At 64.4% G+C, this 16690-nt stretch carries 17 protein-coding genes, 1 tRNA gene and 1 pseudogene; 6 read left to right on the forward strand and 13 right to left on the reverse strand.

Features of this window, described 5'->3' with window-relative positions; genetic code table 11:
- Positions 1-37 precede the first annotated feature (37 nt).
- From AC6EKW_RS11240 to AC6EKW_RS11250, 3 genes are read right to left on the reverse strand one after another with little or no spacing between them, the layout of a single operon-like run.
- A complete protein-coding gene (locus AC6EKW_RS11240; protein WP_498514424.1) occupies positions 38-1651 on the reverse strand; it encodes an APC family permease in 1614 nt (537 codons plus the stop codon).
- 16 nt (positions 1652-1667) lie between these two features.
- Entirely contained in the window at positions 1668-2639 is a 972-nt protein-coding gene (locus tag AC6EKW_RS11245; RefSeq protein ID WP_498514425.1) for a metallophosphoesterase family protein, read from the reverse strand.
- Positions 2640-2645: 6 nt separating this feature from the next.
- Entirely contained in the window at positions 2646-3404 is a 759-nt protein-coding gene (locus tag AC6EKW_RS11250; protein WP_273886641.1) for a hypothetical protein, read from the reverse strand.
- A gap of 300 nt (positions 3405-3704) precedes the next feature.
- Here AC6EKW_RS11250 and AC6EKW_RS11255 point away from each other — a divergent pair, with 300 nt between their 5' ends.
- From AC6EKW_RS11255 to AC6EKW_RS11270, 4 genes are read left to right on the forward strand one after another with little or no spacing between them, the layout of a single operon-like run.
- The gene (locus AC6EKW_RS11255; protein ID WP_498514426.1) at positions 3705-3866 is read left to right on the forward strand and encodes a hypothetical protein; all 162 of its coding nucleotides are present in this window, start codon (positions 3705-3707) and stop codon (positions 3864-3866) included.
- A gap of 50 nt (positions 3867-3916) precedes the next feature.
- On the forward strand, positions 3917-5371 hold the full coding sequence (locus AC6EKW_RS11260) for a sulfatase (protein ID WP_498514427.1): 1455 nt from the start codon (positions 3917-3919) through the stop codon (positions 5369-5371).
- Positions 5368-6540 carry a choline dehydrogenase gene (gbsB, locus tag AC6EKW_RS11265; RefSeq protein ID WP_498514428.1) on the forward strand — a complete coding sequence of 391 codons (1173 nt, stop codon included), beginning with the start codon at positions 5368-5370 and terminating at the stop codon, positions 6538-6540. Before AC6EKW_RS11260 ends, gbsB begins: the two co-directional genes overlap by 4 nt.
- Complete coding sequence (locus AC6EKW_RS11270) at positions 6540-8003, forward strand: aldehyde dehydrogenase family protein (RefSeq protein ID WP_273886637.1); 1464 nt, start codon at positions 6540-6542, stop codon at positions 8001-8003. The genes gbsB and AC6EKW_RS11270 overlap by 1 nt, the downstream gene beginning before the upstream one ends.
- Before the next feature lie 23 nt (positions 8004-8026).
- Here the strand turns inward: AC6EKW_RS11270 and AC6EKW_RS11275 are convergent, their stop codons facing one another.
- From AC6EKW_RS11275 to AC6EKW_RS11290, 4 genes are all read right to left on the reverse strand, one after another.
- On the reverse strand, positions 8027-8953 hold the full coding sequence (locus tag AC6EKW_RS11275; RefSeq protein WP_498514429.1) for a glycine betaine ABC transporter substrate-binding protein: 927 nt from the start codon (positions 8951-8953) through the stop codon (positions 8027-8029).
- An 89-nt stretch (positions 8954-9042) separates the two neighbouring features.
- The gene (locus AC6EKW_RS11280; RefSeq protein ID WP_273886635.1) at positions 9043-10050 is read right to left on the reverse strand and encodes a glycine betaine ABC transporter substrate-binding protein; all 1008 of its coding nucleotides are present in this window, start codon (positions 10048-10050) and stop codon (positions 9043-9045) included.
- Between the two features lie 92 nt (positions 10051-10142).
- A complete protein-coding gene (locus AC6EKW_RS11285) occupies positions 10143-11027 on the reverse strand; it encodes an ABC transporter permease (RefSeq protein ID WP_498514430.1) in 885 nt (294 codons plus the stop codon).
- Positions 11027-12370 carry a quaternary amine ABC transporter ATP-binding protein gene (locus tag AC6EKW_RS11290; RefSeq protein ID WP_273886632.1) on the reverse strand — a complete coding sequence of 448 codons (1344 nt, stop codon included), beginning with the start codon at positions 12368-12370 and terminating at the stop codon, positions 11027-11029. The genes AC6EKW_RS11285 and AC6EKW_RS11290 overlap by 1 nt, the downstream gene beginning before the upstream one ends.
- Positions 12371-12577: 207 nt before the next feature.
- Between AC6EKW_RS11290 and AC6EKW_RS11295 the strand changes: the two genes are divergently transcribed.
- Together AC6EKW_RS11295 and AC6EKW_RS11300 are read left to right on the forward strand one after the other, a co-directional pair.
- Entirely contained in the window at positions 12578-12961 is a 384-nt protein-coding gene (locus AC6EKW_RS11295) for a PRC-barrel domain-containing protein (protein WP_273886631.1), read from the forward strand.
- 69 nt (positions 12962-13030) lie between these two features.
- Positions 13031-13103 (forward strand) — tRNA-Arg (locus AC6EKW_RS11300).
- 93 nt (positions 13104-13196) lie between these two features.
- Here the strand turns inward: AC6EKW_RS11300 and AC6EKW_RS11305 are convergent.
- The 6 genes and pseudogenes from AC6EKW_RS11305 to AC6EKW_RS11330 form a co-directional block, all read right to left on the reverse strand.
- Entirely contained in the window at positions 13197-14327 is a 1131-nt protein-coding gene (locus AC6EKW_RS11305) for a tyrosine-type recombinase/integrase (RefSeq protein WP_498514431.1), read from the reverse strand.
- 52 nt (positions 14328-14379) lie between these two features.
- Positions 14380-14598, reverse strand: a complete 219-nt coding sequence (locus tag AC6EKW_RS11310; protein WP_498514432.1) for a type II toxin-antitoxin system RelE family toxin — start codon at positions 14596-14598, stop codon at positions 14380-14382.
- A 41-nt stretch (positions 14599-14639) separates the two neighbouring features.
- Positions 14640-14840: a RelB antitoxin-like protein gene (locus AC6EKW_RS11315; RefSeq protein WP_498514433.1), complete on the reverse strand. Its 201-nt coding sequence runs from the start codon at positions 14838-14840 to the stop codon at positions 14640-14642.
- On the reverse strand, positions 14840-15037 hold the full coding sequence (locus tag AC6EKW_RS11320) for a helix-turn-helix transcriptional regulator (protein ID WP_498514434.1): 198 nt from the start codon (positions 15035-15037) through the stop codon (positions 14840-14842). Before AC6EKW_RS11320 ends, AC6EKW_RS11315 begins: the two co-directional genes overlap by 1 nt.
- A 147-nt stretch (positions 15038-15184) precedes the next feature.
- Positions 15185-16351, reverse strand: a pseudogene (locus AC6EKW_RS11325) (type I restriction enzyme endonuclease domain-containing protein); the annotation flags it as partial.
- Between the two features lie 4 nt (positions 16352-16355).
- The coding region (locus AC6EKW_RS11330) for a transposase (RefSeq protein ID WP_498514435.1) at positions 16356-16690 on the reverse strand (335 nt) is incomplete at its 5' end.

Here is a 16690-nt window from a genome sequence, read left to right on the forward strand (position 1 = left end):
GTCAACGAGCAGCCTCATCCCTCTCGGGAGACGGACATCAGTCCTCCGGGATCTCACTGTAGACCATGCTCATGTCTATCCCCTGCGAGCGGCGGTAGATGCGGAACCCCACGTAGAGCACGAGCGCGACGGCGTAGAGGATGAGCATGTAGATGATGGACGAGGTGCTGTTCACGGCGTAGACCGGTCGGACCACCCACTCGTAGAGGCAGAAGAGCAGGAAGACCGCGAACGCCGTGGCCGAGACCGTGATGAGGGGGATCCCGAAGATCCTGTAGCGGGCTATCGGGGAGGCGTTGTAGATCTCGGGTCTGCGCCAGGGCAAAATCGCCGCCGCGACCGCGGAGCCGAGGAAGGTTATGGAGATCACGAGCGTCGCGTCCAGGGTGTAGCCGGCGAAGTTCTTCCCGAAGGCGTAGAAGTAGCTCACCACGATAGAGGGGACGAGCATCAGCAGCAGCGCCACGTAGGGCACGCCGTTGCGCGAGGTCCTGGCGACCGCCTCCGGAAGCAACCGGTCGAAGGCGGTGGCGAAGACGACGCGGGTCGAGGAGAGGAACACCGTCCCCACCCAGCCGAAGAACCACAGCGCCAGAAGCCCGACCAGGATGAACTGCAACACCGGGTTGTCGAAGAAGAACGCCGCGAGCATCCCCGGGTAGGGCCAGTCGGAGACGGGCCCCTTGCCGGACCAGTAGGCGTTGTTGGCCGCGTAGTAGAAGCCCCACCCGAAGGTCTTGGCGAACAGCAGGAGCAACACGACCGCCGCGACCGTCGTCGCGAGCAGCGCCCCGCCCATAGCGTAGATGTTCTTGCGGAAGTCCGAGGCCCCGCGCACCTCGCCGTAGAGCGTCGCCCCCCAGTTGGACCAGAGGTTGAAGAAGACGACCATCGGGATGAGCAGGAGCGTCGGGTAGAACGCCGAGCCGCCCGGCGAGGCCCCCGGCACCTTCCCGGCGGAAAGCGTCTTCTGGTAGGCGTCCCCGGAAGCCCCGTAGAGCTGCCTGGCCTGCGCGTTGAACGCCGAGACGAAGTCCGCGTGCGAGTGGAAGAGCAGAACCAACATCATCACCGCGAGCCCGACGAGCCCGCCGTAGAAGCAGTACTTCTGGATGCGGGCGTAGGTGCGCATCCCGAGCGAGATGTAGAGCGAGGCGAGCGCGGCGACGATGAGCGAGGAGACGAAGAGCCCGGTCTTGGTGGCGAAGAACCCCGCGATCCCGCCGAGCCCGAGGATCGTCGAGAGCGGGATGAACACCTCGATGTTGAGGATGTTCGCGTAGATCGGCACCCAGTGCCAGAGGATGAACCACCAGCCCGTCACCGCGAGCACGAACCCGGGACCGCCCCCGAGGATGCGGCTCGTCCACACGTAGTCGCCGCCCGCCCGCGGCATCACCGCGATCAGCGAGGCGTAGGTTATCGCCTGGAACACCAGATAGAGCCCCGAGAGTACTATCGCCCAGATCAAACCGCCCTTGGGGATGAACGGGGCCGAGGAGAAGATGTAGAGCCCGAGTGTGATCAGGTTGATCGAGAACGCCGAGTAGATGAACGCGTCCCACACGGACCAGCCGCGCAAAAGCCCCGTGGCCCTCCGCTGGAAGAGATCGCCCGAGGTCTGCGGCTTGGCGGTGTCTTCGCTAGCCATCTCTCAAAATCCTTTCTTATCCGCTGGTCAGCACGAACCGCTTCACTTTCTTCCCCCCGTCGAGGTCGACGACCGCGCCAAGGAGCTGCCCCTGCTCGTAGGAGCTGCCGGGGTTGATGCACAGCGTCCTCCCGATGCGGGTGTTGCCCCGGGCCTCGTGGATGTGCCCGTGCAGCGAGAGCGCGGGTTGCCCCTCTTCTATCGCCTCGCGCACCGCCCGAGATCCGACCGGCACAGTGGAGCGCCCGGCGTCTTTGGGCCTCATGTCTTCGGTGAGCTCCGGCGCGTCGTCGAGCCCCGAGTGATAAGGCGGGCAGTGGAAGTTGTAGATCGCCCTCTCCGGCGGCACCTCGAGTTGCGAGATCATCTCGCGCAGCCTCTTCGCCAGAGCCTCCTCGTCCTCCTCGCGGTATGTGTCCCACGGCGTGCGGTTGGACCAGCCGGTCGAGACCATCTGAAATTCCCCGAAGGAGACCACCCTCCCCTCGGCCAGGTGGACCTTCTCCGCGGAAGCGATGATCTCGTCGACCTCGAACTGGTCGTCGTTGCCCGGACAGACGAAGCACTCCACGCCCTCCCGCGCGAGCCGCTCGTCGGCGAGGCGCATCCAGCGCTCGATGGTCCCGAGCATCTGCTCGTGGAACAGCCTCTCGCGCAGCGTGTCGTCGGCCTCGAGCCGGGCCACCTCCTCCGGGGTGGTGCGAAACGGGTAGTAGCCTCTCCTGCGCACCAGCCGCTCGAACTCTTCCACCTCTTCCTCGCTCTCGAACTCGCGTTTGTTCTCGAGCAGCGTGGCACGCCAGCGCCCGCCTTCCTGGACGACCGGAACGAGCGCCTTGCCGGTCATGTCTCCCCCCAGAACCAGCACGTCGGCCTTGTAGTGCTTCGCCGCGTTGAGGAACTTCCTCCAGCATACCTCGGAGCCGTGGATGTCGGTGGCGAAGAAGAGCCTGGTCGTCGGCTTCCTCGAAAACAGCCTGGATATCATCGTCTTTCAGGGTCCTCCCGCTACCTCTTCGGGCAGCTCGTACCAGCGCTTGCGTTCCCCGATCCTGGCGCGCATCCTCCAGCCGAGGGTCTTCGGCTCTTCTTCTATCCTCTCCTCGAGCCGCCGGATGCCCCGCAACACCCTCTCCTTGCCCTCTTCGGGGAGCCCGTAGCGCCCGAGATGCTCCTCGAGCACCTCGAGGTTGGCCGTGATGGTGCGCCAGAGCCCCCAGTCGGCGGCGCACAGCCGCGCCACCTGAGCCCCGTTTATGGAATCGCCGTCCTCGTCCTCCACCGGGTGCCCGAAGAGCAGCGCGAGCGCGTCCCGAACATCCTTCTCGTTGAGCTCCACGATCTGGAGCTTGCTCAACAGAAGCTCGGCGAGCGGGATCGTCAAGGGCTCGAGCGTCATCCTCTCCCCGAGCGGGATCTCGTGACACATCCGAAACCTCCCGACGAGCACGTCCACCTGCCGCCCGTGCTCCTCGTCGAAGAACAACAGCCGCTCCTTGCCATAGATGGTGTTGAAGCGCCGCTGCGGCCTGTAGCCCTGCCCCTCGAAGAAACGCTGCGCCTCCGCAGAGGTCCCCTTCGGTGCGATGAAGTCGAGATCCGCATACTCCCGCTCGAACACCGTTGCAAACCCATCCCGGGCTCGCAGCCTGACCGCCACCCCCCCGAGCACCCTGAGCTCCAGCCCCCCGCGCCCCGCCTCTTCGACCACGCGCAGAGCTTCTTCTACCACCCCGGCTCGGATGTCACCCATCCATTCCCACCTCTCGCCGCCAACATGCAACCCTCCGGCGTGCGATTCTTGTATTATATACTACAACCGTTCTGTACAGCGCAACCACCTTACCATGCATCGAGAATGCTTCCGCCGCAGTATACAAGCCCGGCGGAGCACCTTCAGGCACGTTGCACCGGCCACTCATCTGTGCTATTTGTTTCATCATCAAGAAAGGGTAGCGTCATGCGCAACGAAGCGGTGAGGTGGGCTGGCATTCGGGAGGGGCTTCTCCGGGCAATCGGGGCAAGGTCCGTCGGTCGCATTTTCCGATGGGGGTTGCTCTTTCTGCGCCGGGCCTCGCAGCAGATGATGCGTCTCTTTCTACTCGGGTTGTTCGTCGGGCTTCCGTGGTGGTCGTTCGGGGCGTTCGGGAGTTGGGGTGAGCTCGAGGGTGGACAGTACCGTGCAGGACGTCGGGCGCCGCCCTCTTCGCTCTGATCTCGAAGCGCTTCGCAGGAAGCTGGAAGAAAGATCAGGAGGAGAGAGCCATGCAGGCCCGTCCGAACATACTCGTGGTGGTCTCGGACACCTTCCGCAGGGACCATCTGGGCATCTACGGCAACGCGTACATCCGCACGCCACATCTGGACGCCTTCGCGCGCTCGAGCGTGGTCTTCGAGAACCATCTGGTGGCGTCTTTTCCGACGATGCCGGCGAGGGCGGACATCCTGACCGGAACCTTTTCCTGCACGCACATGGGGTGGGAACCGCTGCCGCATCATCTGCCGACGCTCCCGGAGGTGCTCTCGCGCGCCGGGTACACGACTATGGGGGTGGTCGACACGCCCTTCTTCATCCGGGGCGGCTACGGGTACGACCGGGGGTTCGACGACTTCATCTGGGTGCGGGGGCAGGGGGACGACACCCGACCTGAGGAAAGGGCGGATGCTCGCGCGAGCTGGCGCCGCGAGTCGGACCGGATGGTGGCGCGCACGATGACCGAAGCCGAGCGGTGGCTGGAGCGGCATTACGAGGAGCCGTTCTTTCTGTACGTGGACACCTGGGATCCGCACGAGCCGTGGGACGCTCCGGAGTACTACACCCGGCTCTACCGTCCGGGTTACGACGGGAAGAAGATCTACCCGGCCTACGGCAGGTGGCGCGAGGCCGGGCTGACAGAGGACGACGTCGAGCTCGCGCACGCCACCTACTGCGGCGAGGTCACGATGGTCGACAGGTGGGTGGGGTGGCTGCTCGAGAAGCTCGAGGTGCTGGGCATCGCGGAAAAGACGGTCGTCTTCTTCCTCTCCGACCACGGCTTCTACTTCGGAGAGCACGGCTACTTCGGCAAGGCCGAGTGGGTGCACGCTCCGGAGGCCGAAATCTCGGAGGGGGCAAGGCTTCCCGACTGGCTCAGAAGGTCGTGGCTGCTCACGGTCGGCTGGTCGCCGCTCTACGGCGAGGTCACCCGGATCCCCCTGATAGTGAGGATGCCGGGGGTTGCGCCGGGCAGGAGGAGCGCGCTCACCTGCGCCCCGGACCTCGCGCCTACCATCCTCGATCTCGTCGGCGTGGAGAAGCCATCCTCGATGCGGGGCATCTCCTTCCTCGACGTCGTGGAGGGCAAGAAGGAAGAACACCGGCCATTCGTGGTAAGCTCGTGGCCGCTGTACTTCGCGGAGGGAGAGATCACGGTCGCCGTAGACTCGCGGCCCCGGCGCATCTCGAGCTACATGCCGCTCACCGTGACAACCCGGGAGCGCTCGCTCCTCGTCGGCGGCCCGCAGGAGACCCCGGAGCTCTACGACCTCGCGCAGGACCCGGCGGAGCGACACAACATCTGGGAGACGGCGACCGGAGAAGGCACGCATCTCCTCGCCCGGGCGATAGAGTTCCTGGAGGAGCAGGGCACCCCCGAGAAGCACCTCACCCCCCGACGGGCGGTGCTCGTGAAGTACACCGGCGGCAGATACCCGGCAGACATCAGCAAGGAGGCGGGATGAGCGTAGAGGTAGAACAGGTGAGGTCCGTGGAGGTGCCGACCAGGATCGTGCACGGCCCCGGGGCCATCGGCGAGCTCGGCGCGCTGGTGCGGGAGCTCGGGACGAGGCGTCCGATGCTCGTCACCGACCCCGGCGTCGTCTCGGCCGGGCTCGCCGAGAGGGCACTCGAACACCTGGAGGGAGCCTTTCTCTTCGACAGGGTGAGGGCGAACCCCGACGTGGAGCTCGTCTCGGAAGCGAGAGAGGCCTTCCAGGAGGAGGGCTGCGACGGGATGGTGGCTCTGGGTGGCGGGAGCTCGATGGACACGGCGAAGGCCGCGGGCGTCCTGCTCGCCCATGGAGCAGACTCCATCCTCGACTACGAGTACGGCAGAAAACCAATCACCCGCCGCATCCCGCCGCTCGTCACCGTCCCGACCACCGCCGGGACCGGGAGCGAGGTCACGCTGTGGGCGGTCATAACCGACCACGAGAGGAAGATAAAGTTCAACGTCGGAGGCACCCCGCTCATCGGGGCGCACGTGGCGGTCGTCGACCCCGAGCTCACCCTCGGGCTCCCGCCGGCGATCACCGCGGCCACCGGGATGGACGCGCTCTCACACTGCATCGAGTGCTACACCTGCGACTACCACCAGCCCTTCACCGACGCCTTCTGCATCGCCGGGATCGAACTGTGCGCCCGCTGGCTGGAGACCGCCTGCCAAGACGGCAAAAACCTGGAAGCCCGCACCGGGATGGCCTACGCGGCCAACTTCGGCGGGCTCGCCTACGGGACCGAGAGCGCCGGCGCCGCCCACGCGATGAGCCAGTCCGCGGGCGGCGTCCACGAGTGCCCGCACGGCGCGCTCACAGCCCGGGTGCTAGGACCCGTCTGCGAGTACAACGCCGAAGCCGCGCCCGGACGCTACGCCAGGATCGCCCGGGCGCTCGGCGTGAAGACGGACGGCCTCACCGAGGAAGAGGCCGCCCGCGCCGGGGTCGAGGAGATCTACAGGCTCACCGAGGCGGTGGGGATCCCCACCCTGCAGCAGATGGGCTTCTCGGAGGACGAGATCCCGATGCTCGCGCAGATAGCCCACGAAGACCCCCAGACGATCGGCAACCCACGCGAGCTCGACGTCTCCGACTACGAGGAGATCTACCGCCGGGCGTTCTCCGGGAGGGAATGATGTACACCCAAAAGAAGACGGAAGACTACCGGATGTACGTCGCGGGCGAGTGGACCGGCGGGGCCACCGAATCCCGCATCCCCGCCACGAGCCCCGCGACCGGCGAGGAGATAGGCACCTTCCCCGAGGGTACCCGCGAGGACGTGCGCCGGGCGGTCGAGGCGGCGCAAAAGGCGTGGCCCATCTGGGCCGCGCGCTCCGCCTTCGAGCGGGCGCGGGCGATGGAGAGGATCGCAGATACCATCGAGGAGCGCAGAGAAGACCTGGCCCGCATCCTCGCGCTGGATCAGGGCAAGCCGCTCGAGGCCGAGGCGTACGACGAGGTGGACGAGCTCGTCGTCTACTTCAGGATGGCCGCCGCGGACGCGACCCGGCTCGACGGCGCGATGCCACCCTCGGTCGATGGTAACAAGCGCATCTTCCTCTACCGCGTCCCGCGCGGGGTCGTCGGGACGATAACCCCCTGGAACTGGCCCTACACCATGCCCGCCGAGGTCATAGCCCCGGCCCTCGCCTCCGGCAATGCCGTCGTGTGGACCCCGGCCCCCTCCACGTCCATCTGCGCCGTCAGGCTCGCCGAATGCATCGCCGAGGCGGGGCTGCCACCAGGGCTGTTCAACCTCGTGACCGGCTACGGCCCGGTCGTCGGCGACGAGGTCGCGGCGAACCCCGGCACCGACGCCGTCGCGTTCATCGGTTCGATCGCGACCGGCGAGCAGGTCGCGCGCCGCGCCGCCGGCAAGGCGCTGCTCCTGGAGATGGGCGGCAACGGCCCCGTCGTCGTGCTGGAGGACGCCGACCTAGAACGAGCCGCCCGGGAGAGCATCTTCTCGGCGTTCCTGTGCGCCGGGCAGAGCTGCACCGCCGGGGAGCTCTTCCTCGTCCACGAGCGGGTGCGCGAGGAGTTCCTGGAGAGGCTCGAAGCAGAGATCACACGAAAGGTCAGGCTCGGCGATCCGTTCGACCCGGCGACGACCATGGGCCCGCTCAACAACGAGCCCACCGCGCAGAAGACCGACCGTCACATCGCGGACGCGCTGGAGAAGGGCGCCCGGCTGCTCTGCGGCGGCGGCCGCGCCGAAGGGTTTCCGACCCGGCTCTACTACCGGCCGACCGTGCTCGACGGCGTCACGCAAGAGATGCAGATAGCCCGCGAGGAGACCTTCGGCCCGGTCGTCCCGGTCGCGACGATAACCCACGAGTCGGAGGCGCTCGACGTCGTCAACCGCTCGCCCTACGGGCTCCTCTCCTCGGTGTGGACCCGGGACCTCGCCCGGGGGCTGCGCTTCGCCGAGGCGGTGCGCACCGGCTGGGTCAACATCAACGCCTCCTCGAACCACTGGGAGAGCCACCTCCCCTTCGGGGGGAGGTCCGGCTCACGCTCGGGGATAGGGAGGGTGGGTGGACGCCATCCGATGGAGACCTTCACCGAGCTGAAGACGGTTGTGGCGGATATCGGGTAGGGAGGGGCGAACCCCTCCCTCGCTCAGGAGCCCTTCCCGGCCTTCTTCGCCGCCTTTATCCAGGGGTCGACGACGCGCCGGTTGTCCTTGAGCCACGCCCTGACGCCCTTCGTCGGAGTGTTCTGGCCGTGCTTGCGGATGGAGAGCTCCAGCTTGCCTAGCTGTTCTGGAGAGAGCTTCATCGCATCGAGCAACGCGTAGGCTTCGGGCTGGTCTTTCTTCAGCCCCTTGCGGACTATCGTGTAGATGTGGTCCGGCTTCCCGAAAGCGTCCTTCGGATCTTCCAGGTACCTTATCGGGAAGGCGGTGAAGGCCCAGTGCGGCTTCCACAGCGTGACGACGATGGGCTTTTTGGCCGATATGGCCTTCTTGAGCGCGGCGAGCATCGCGGGGGTGCTCGAGGCCACCAGCTTGTAGTTCAGGCCGTAGGCGGGGATGACCTTGTTCTGCACGATGGACATCTCCCCCGCCCCGGACTCTATGCCGGTGATCCTGCCGCCGAATCGGCTCCTGTATTTGTTCAGGTCGGCGATGCTCTTGGCCTCGACGTAATCCGGGACGGCGAGACCGAGCGTGCCGGCTCCCTCGTACCAGGATGGAAGCCGGGTCACCTCATCGCCGAACTTCTTCCAGTAGCTGGCGTGGGTCTTCGGCAGCCACACATCCTGAAAGGTATCGAGGTCTCCGCCCGCGACCCCCTGAAACAGCGCCCCGGCCTCGAGCGTCTTCAGCGTCACTTCGCCGTAGCCCAGGTGCTCCTGCAGCAGGATTTTGGTCAGGTTCGCGACCGCAACATCCTCGTCCCAGCCGATGTTGCCCACCTTGAGGGTCTTGCCGGCTCCACCGGAGGCCGCCCCGCAGCCCCCGAGGAGAACCGCCCCGGCTCCGGCCGCCCCGAGCCCGAGGAACTCCCGGCGGCTCATCCCTCTTTCGTGTGCTTCGTCCTGCATGAACCTCCTTCCACGAGACTGCCAGAGACATTCAAGACAAAGGAACGCGCGGCGGGGCCTCACGACCCCGCCGCGCGGGAAAAATACTATCAGGCCTGTCCGGCCGCCTTCCTGGCGGCCTTTATCCAGGGCTCGACCACCTTGTGGTTACCCTTGGCGAGCCAGTTGTTCACGCCCTTTATGGGGTTGTCCGAGCCGGCTTTTTTTATCTCCAGCTCCAGGGAGTTTACCTGATCCGCAGTGAGCCTCACCGCCTTGAGGAAGGCGTAGGTCACCGGATCGTCGTTCTTCAGGTTCTTGTTGACGACCGTCTGGAGTTTGGAGGAGTTGCTGAAGGGCTTCTCCAGACCTTTGGGGTCCTTGAGGTACCAGAGGTCGTACTTCTTGTTCATCCAGTGCGGCGACCAGGCCGGGATCACGATCGGCTGCTTCGCGCTGTACTTCTTCTGCAGCTCGGCGAGCATCGCCGCGGTGCTCGAGGTGACGAGCTTCATGTGCAGGTTGTAGCCGGGGATCACCTTGTTCCGGATCACCGGCATGAAAGAAGCGCTCGGCTCGATGCCGGTGATCACGTTAGTCCCGGCTTTGTTGAGGTCCGCGATGCTCACTATGCCCTTCTTCTTCATGTACATGGGCACCGCGAGCCCGTATTTCGTCTTACCCTCGAACCAGGGCGGCAGAAGCTCGACCTTGGGCTTGACTTTGGCGCTGTTGAGGTAGTTCTTGTTGTTCGGCATCCAGACGTCCTGGAAGGCCGTCAGCCCACCACCCGCTACCCCCAGGAACAGTGGCCCCAGCTCGAGCGGGCCCTTGATGTCGACGCTGCCGTAGCCGAGATCCTTCTCCATCACGACCTTGGAGAGGTTGGAGAGCGCCACGTCCTCGGTCCAGCCTATGCTACCGAAGGTGATCTTCTTGTTCTTGTTCGAGCCCAGGGCCCCTCCCGTCCCCGACGAACCCGAGGTCCCGCCGGAGGAGCCTGCCCCTCCACCGCAGCCGCCGAGCAGGATCGCACCGGCGCCCGCGGCTCCGAGGCCCAGCGCCTCCCTGCGGCTCATCCTCCTCCCGAACCCTATGTTCGGCCTCTTCTGGGTCACGCAGACCCTCCTTCCGTTCGCCTGCAGTTGAAAACGGGGAAGCGGCGCCCGGGGAATCCCCCGGCCCTACAGAGACCCTCCACCCTCGAATCTCAGGCGAGCCCGCCCTTGCCGCCGGACTTCTGCCGTCCCCTCCCGATGTTCCGGGTGATGCGGTCGAGAATGATCGCTATTATCACGATCCCGAGCCCGCCCTCGAAGCTGGTGCCGACATCGAGCGTGCTAAGGCCCTTGTAGACCACGGTCCCGAGGCCCCCGGCCCCGATCAGGGCGGCTATCACGACCATCGAGAGCGCGAGCATGATCACCTGGTTGACCCCGGCCATGATCGTGGTGAACGCCTGTGGCAGCTCTACCTTCACCAGCGTCTGCCAGCGGGTCGAACCGAAAGCCTTCGCGGCCTCGAGCGTCTCCTTGGGCACCTGCTGCAGCCCGAGCAGCGTGAGCCTCACCGCCGGCGGCATCGCGAAGATCACGACCGAGAGCAGCCCCGGCGCGTTGCCGAGCCCGAGCAGGATGATCGCGGGCACCAGATACACGAAGGCCGGCAGCGTCTGCATGAAGTCCAGGATCGGACGCACCACCGTCTCCACGCTCCTGTATTGCGCCGAGAGTATCCCGACCGGGATGCCGATGATGAGGGCCACGGCCGTCGAGGCCGTCACGAGCGCGAGCGTCGTCATCGCGTCGTCCCAGAGCTTCATCCCGAGGATGAGCCCGAACCCCACCAGCGTGAGCAGCATCACCCGCCATCCGCCGAGCCACAGCGCTATGGCCATGAAGATGAGGACCATCGCCCAGGGCGGCAGGATGGTCAGGACGAAATCGAAGGCGCCGACCAGCCCGCCGAGCACCTTGGAGAGCCCGTCGAAGAACCCGCTGAAGTTGTTGGTTACGTAGTTGACGAAGTCGGATACCCAACTTCCTATGGGGATGCGCGGCACGTAGCCACTCCCCTGCTGCAGTAAGGCGATCATCAGCGGGAAGCCCCTTCCTCGGCGGCCGCCGAGGACGAGAGCCCGGCAGAATCATCGCCGGCCTCGGGAGCCACCTCTTCCTGAGCCTCCTCCACCTCGCTCTCGGTGGTGAGCGCGGCTATGAGCGAGCCCTTGACCACCACGCCCATCAGGCGCTCCCGCTCGTCGGTGACCGCCACCGGCAGGTTGCCCCCGACGAACAGCGGCAGAACCTTGCGCAGCGGCGTGCCGAGCTCGACCCGGCAGACGTCCCGATCTATCGCGCTCTCCAGCGAACCCTCTCCCCTCTGCGCGAGCCTGGAGACCGCCTCCGCCTCGCACAATCCCACGAGCTTCCTCTCGGAATCCAGCACGAAGATCGTCGAGAGGCCCGCCTTCTGCATCCTCCTCAGGACCACCCGCGGCCCCTCGCTCCGGTAGGCGACCTCCTTGGGGTCGACCATCGCGACCTCCACCTTTCGCACCTTGGTGTAGTCCACGTCCTCTATGAAGCGCTCGACGTACTCGTTGGCCGGGTTGGTCAGGATCTCCTCGGGGTTGCCCATCTGGACGATCTCCCCATCACGCATGATCGCAACCCGGTTGCCCAGCCTCAGCGCCTCGTCGAGATCGTGGGTCACGAAGACCACCGTGCGCTTTATCTCCCCCTGGATGTCCAGGAAGAGGTTCTGCATCTCCCGCCTTATCAGCGGGTCGAGCGCGCTGAAGGGCTCGTCCATCAAAAGGATCTCCTGCTCGGTCGCGAGCGCCCGCGCGAGCCCCACCCGCTGCTGCATCCCGCCGGAGAGCTCGGTTATCCTCTTCTCTCCCTGCCCTTCGAGCCCGACCATCTCGAGAGCCTCCAAACCACGCCTCTCCCTCTCCGACGCGGAGACCCCCTGCACCTCCAGCCCGAAGACAACGTTGCCCAGCACGCTGCGGTTCGGAAGAAGCCCGAAATGCTGGAAGACCATCCCCATCTTTTTGCGCCTGAGATCCCTTATCTGCCGGGCGCTCATCCGGGAGGTCGGCCTGCCATCCAGATAGACCTCACCCTCCGTCGGCTCTATGAGGCGGTTCAGCAGCCTCAGAAGCGTGGACTTACCGCTACCAGAAAGCCCGATGATCACGAAGATCTCACCGGGATAAACCTCGAAATTCGCCTCCAGGACCCCGATCGTGGCCCCGGTAGCCTTCTCTATCTCCGCCTTGCTCCTGCCCTCCCGGCGCAGCCTCAGCGCCTCGGAAGCCCCACGGCCGAAGACCTTGGTCAGCTTCTCCGCCCGGATCACCGCCTCGTTTCCGGTAATGCTACCCTCCGTGGTCAGCTCCTTTGCTAGCCGCCAGTTGCTTACCGGGAGCATCTTCCGCCCACGGTACATCGCCGGGATGCCCCGTACTCGAAAGCATGAAGAGGCAATCCCCAGCATATGAGTGATTAATGGTACCGTCTCACTCACTCGATTCAAGGGTTCGTTCGTTAGGAAATATTATTTGTTGCTATGTTTTCAAGGTTGCCGGGAGACGTCACCGGGCGTTAACCTTCGGAAAGAGAGCAGGGAAGGAGCGACATGGACGAAGAGAGCCGGCAGAAGAAGACGACGGAGCTGGGCAGGCTGAGCGTGGAAGAAGCCACGCTGAAGGATCCCTTCCGGGACGTCCGGGGACACAAGGTCTACGACAGGGGTGGAGAGCAGGTGGGAAAGGTAGAAGACCTCTACGTGGACCGGGAGGGAGAGGCGCGCTTTCTGAACGTGAGCTCGGGTGGGGGGCTTCTGGGCTCACCGAAGCGCCACTTCATAATCCCCTTCGAGAAGATCAGCGACGTCAAGGGCAGCGAGGGCGTGGTCCTGGCGCTGGACTTCGAGAAGATAAAGAAATCCCCGCTCTTCGATCAGGCGGAGGCACCAGACGAGGCCCAGCAGCGTGCCATCTACGCCTACTACGAAGGGTAGCGTCTTCCCGGGGTTGCTCAGCCGCCAGCGTGGGGTAAAATGCTTCGTCGGAGGGCGTTGGTTCGTCGTGCGCCTGTAGCTCAGGGGATAGAGCAGGGGTTTCCTAAACCCCGTGTCGGAGGTTCGAATCCTTCCAGGCGCACTTCTTTTTTGCCTGCAAATCGCGACAAAAGAAAGAGTCCTGGTCACTTACCGGGCCCATGGTACACCAACCACTACACCAACGCGGGTTTTTCTACCCCAAAGCGGCGTCCATGGCACTGGCGGCGGCATCGCCCATATCAGGCAATATGTGGCTGTAAGTGTTGAGGGTGAGGCTGATATCTGCGTGGCCCAAAAGCTCCTGGACGAACTTAGGGTTTACGCCCTGTCTCAGCAAGAGCGTAGCGCACGTATGCCGCAGGTCATGAAAACGAATGTCCGGCAGATCAGCACGCTTGAGGAGGGTCTTGAACTCGCGGTAGAGGTTGCGGCCGCTCATAGGGGTGCCGACGCCTGAGGGAAACACAAGATCCTGCTCCTGCCAGAGCCCGGCCCTCTGCATCCTCTCCTCAAGCAGAGCCTTGCGATGCGCTCTGAGGGCAGTAATGGCGCGTCCGCTGAGCCTGATGCGGCGCCCCTTACCGCTTTTGGGCGCTTCGAACTTCCGTCCTCCACGCACCTCCGAGAGAGTCCGGCGCACCGAAAGCGTCCCGGCGTCGAGGTCGATGTCCTCCCATTTGAGTCCCAAAAGCTCCCCCTGCCGCATACCAGTGGTGACGGCCAGTACGTACAGAGCTTCGAGCCTTTCTCCGGAAACGGTGTCTAAAAACCTCCGCGCCTGATCCGCGGATAGAGGACGTATCTCGTCTCTGCGGGGCCGCGGCGGCTTCACAGACCCAGTAGGATTGCGTGGTATGAGGCCGTCATCTACAGCTTGCTTCAGGGCTCTGCTGAGAACCCTGTGGATGTGCAGCACGGTCTGAGGAGATAGCCCGCCGTCGAGCTTCTCACGGTAAAAAGCCCGTACATGAGCGGGGGTAAGGCTTTTGAGTTTGATGCGCCCGATATCCGGCACCAGATTCACGCGAACGATGCTCTCATAACGCCTGTAGGTACACTCTCTAACCGTCTCTCGAACGCACTCGGTAAGCCACCGCCCGAGATATTCGCCCAGCGTCATATTGCCGGCGTCGAAGAGAAGGCCCTTGCTGCGGTTGGCGAGGGCTTCGGCTAGCTTGTCGGCGACGTCTTCACGCGTCTTGCCGTAGATCGTCTTTCTCTTCGGCCCAGCGGCCGTCTGCACCGTGTAGCGGGCCATGTACAGCCCGCTCTTCTTGTGGCGGGTTATCGAGCCCTCTCCGTTACCGCGCTTGCCCAATGCCACTCCTTAGGGTCGTGTTGTGCGTAGAGAAGGAAGAGCCCTGTTCATCAGGGGCTCAGCTCCTGTAGTCCTGTTGCCGGGGCCACACTTCGAGTATCCGCACCTCGCGTTCTTCGTCGTCCACTTCGTAGAGCACCCGGTAATTCCCTACCCTGAGCCTTCTTCCTTCCCTCCCGGCCAACTGTTTGCTCTGAGGATGGGGTCTCGGGTCTTCTGCCAGACGGTCTATGGCCTCTCGTATGCGCTCAGCGTGATCGGGGTGGATCCTTCTCATCAGAGAACGGCTGGCTCGTCTGCTGATGAGGATCCGGTACCTCACCGTTCTTCACCGATGTGATCCCGAACCTCCTCCCAGGGAACCAGCTCGTCCTCTCCGCGCTCTACGGCTTCCTTGGCCTCATCGAACAGACGGATGTCCTCCAGCTCCTCCGCAGCCTCCCTGAGACGCTCGTACTCCTCGATGGACAACACAACCGCCGTCCTGTTGCCCCTCTCGTCGGTTATGTAGCGCTCCACTACCTGCTCACCTCCCGACTCTCCATAAGCTCCTCCGGCTCCACGCAGAGAGCCTCCGCCAGCCTTCTCACCGTAGAAGGCCGCGGCGGCCGTTTGCCAAGCTCCAAAGCGCTTATCGTCGCCCGGGCTACGCCGGTCATGCGCTCCAGATCCTCCTGGGTGAGCGCCTTGCGAACCCTCGCCCGTCTGAGACCCACCAGCTTCGGATATCCGTTCATGGAACAGATAATAGCTCAGTAAAGTTACCCTAACAACGCAAAAGAGAGACAAGGCCGAGGTCAGGCGTAGAGTTCCATCGTGCTTCCCCTAAAGTCCCGCCAGCGGGTGACGCTGCACCTTTTGGATTACGCCGCTAGCCACTCCCGCGAGAGGGTTTCTGCCTGCTCGAGTACCGTTTGTGTAGCCGCTTCCTGCCCGTCCGGGGGGTAACCCCTCTTGCGCAGGATCCTCTTCACCTTCACCCGCAGTTGCGCGCGCACGCTTTCGCGCATCGTCCAGTCTATCGTCACGCTCTTTCGAAGCGTCTCCACCAGCTCTCGGGCGATCTCTCGCAGGGCTTTATCCCCGAGAAACTCCACCGCGCTCTCGTTCACGGCCAGAGCGTCGTAGAAAGCCAGCTCTTCTTCGGAGAGGCCCAGTTTTTCTCCACGGGCTTCAGCCTCGCGTATCTCGCGTGCTAGCTTGATCAGCTCCTCGATCACTTGCGCGGCCTCGATCGCGCGGTTCTGGTAGCGGCGGATGGTTTGCTCCAACATCTCGGCGAAGGAGCGAGCCTGCACGACGTTCTTGCTCCGACGAGTCTTTATCTCGCCAGAGAGCAGCTTGTTCAGCATCTCGACGGCCAGGTTCTTCTGCGGCATGCCGCGCACCTCGGCCAGAAACTCCTCGGAGAGAACGGAGACGTCCGGCCTCTCGATGCCGGCGGCGGCGAAGATGTCGACCACGCCTTCCGGAGCGAGCGCCCGCGAGACGATCTGGCGCACGGCGTGGTCCAGTTCCTCATCAGCGCGGGCTTCTCCCGGAGCGCGCTTTGCCAGTGCGGACCGTACCGCCTGGAAGAAGGCCACGTCGTCCCGGATGCGCATTGCTGCCTCATGAGGAACGGCCAGCGCAAAGGCTTTGGAGAGCTCCTGCACGGCGTTGAGGAACCTTTCCTTGCCATCCTCTTGCGCGAGAACGTGTTCTTGTGCCTGGGGCAAAAGTCCCAGGCGCTCCGCCGGTGTCCCCATCGTCCACTTCGACCAGTCGAAGCCGTGGAAGATCCCGCAGCACACCTCGTACTTCTCCAGCATCTTGTCAACCGCCTTTTGCTGGTCGATAGCGGTCTCCCCGGTGCCTCCGCTCTGGGTGTAAGTCTCAAGCGCGTGGCGCAGCTCGTGGGCGAGGCCGAGGTAGTCCACGATGAGTCCGCCCGGCTTGTCCTTGAACACCCGGTTCACCCGCGCGATCGCCTGCATGAGCCCGTGGGCACGCATGGGTTTGTCCACATACATCGTATGCAGACTAGAGCAGCTGTCATAGAGATTGAACCACTGTGCGGTAGCCACAATGATCGAAGAAGCTCTCGGCATCCGAAGCGCTGATCGTACGCAGGGCTTCGCCGATGACCTCCATGAGTGTCTCATGGCTACGGGCGCACGCTTCTCTGAGGTAGCCCTTGAGCTTACTGAAGGCTTGCTCGATGGGGTTGAAGTCCGGCGAGTACGGCGGCAGGTAGATCAGCTCGCAGCCCCTCCCTTCGATCAGCTCCCTGACCCTCTCTCCCTTGTGCGCAGAGAGGTTGTCCATCACCACCACCTGGCCCTCCGAAAGCGTGGGGCATAGGACCTCGCGCAGGTAGGTCTCGAACA

The sequence above is a fragment of the Rubrobacter sp. M3-4 genome (genome assembly GCF_059772285.1).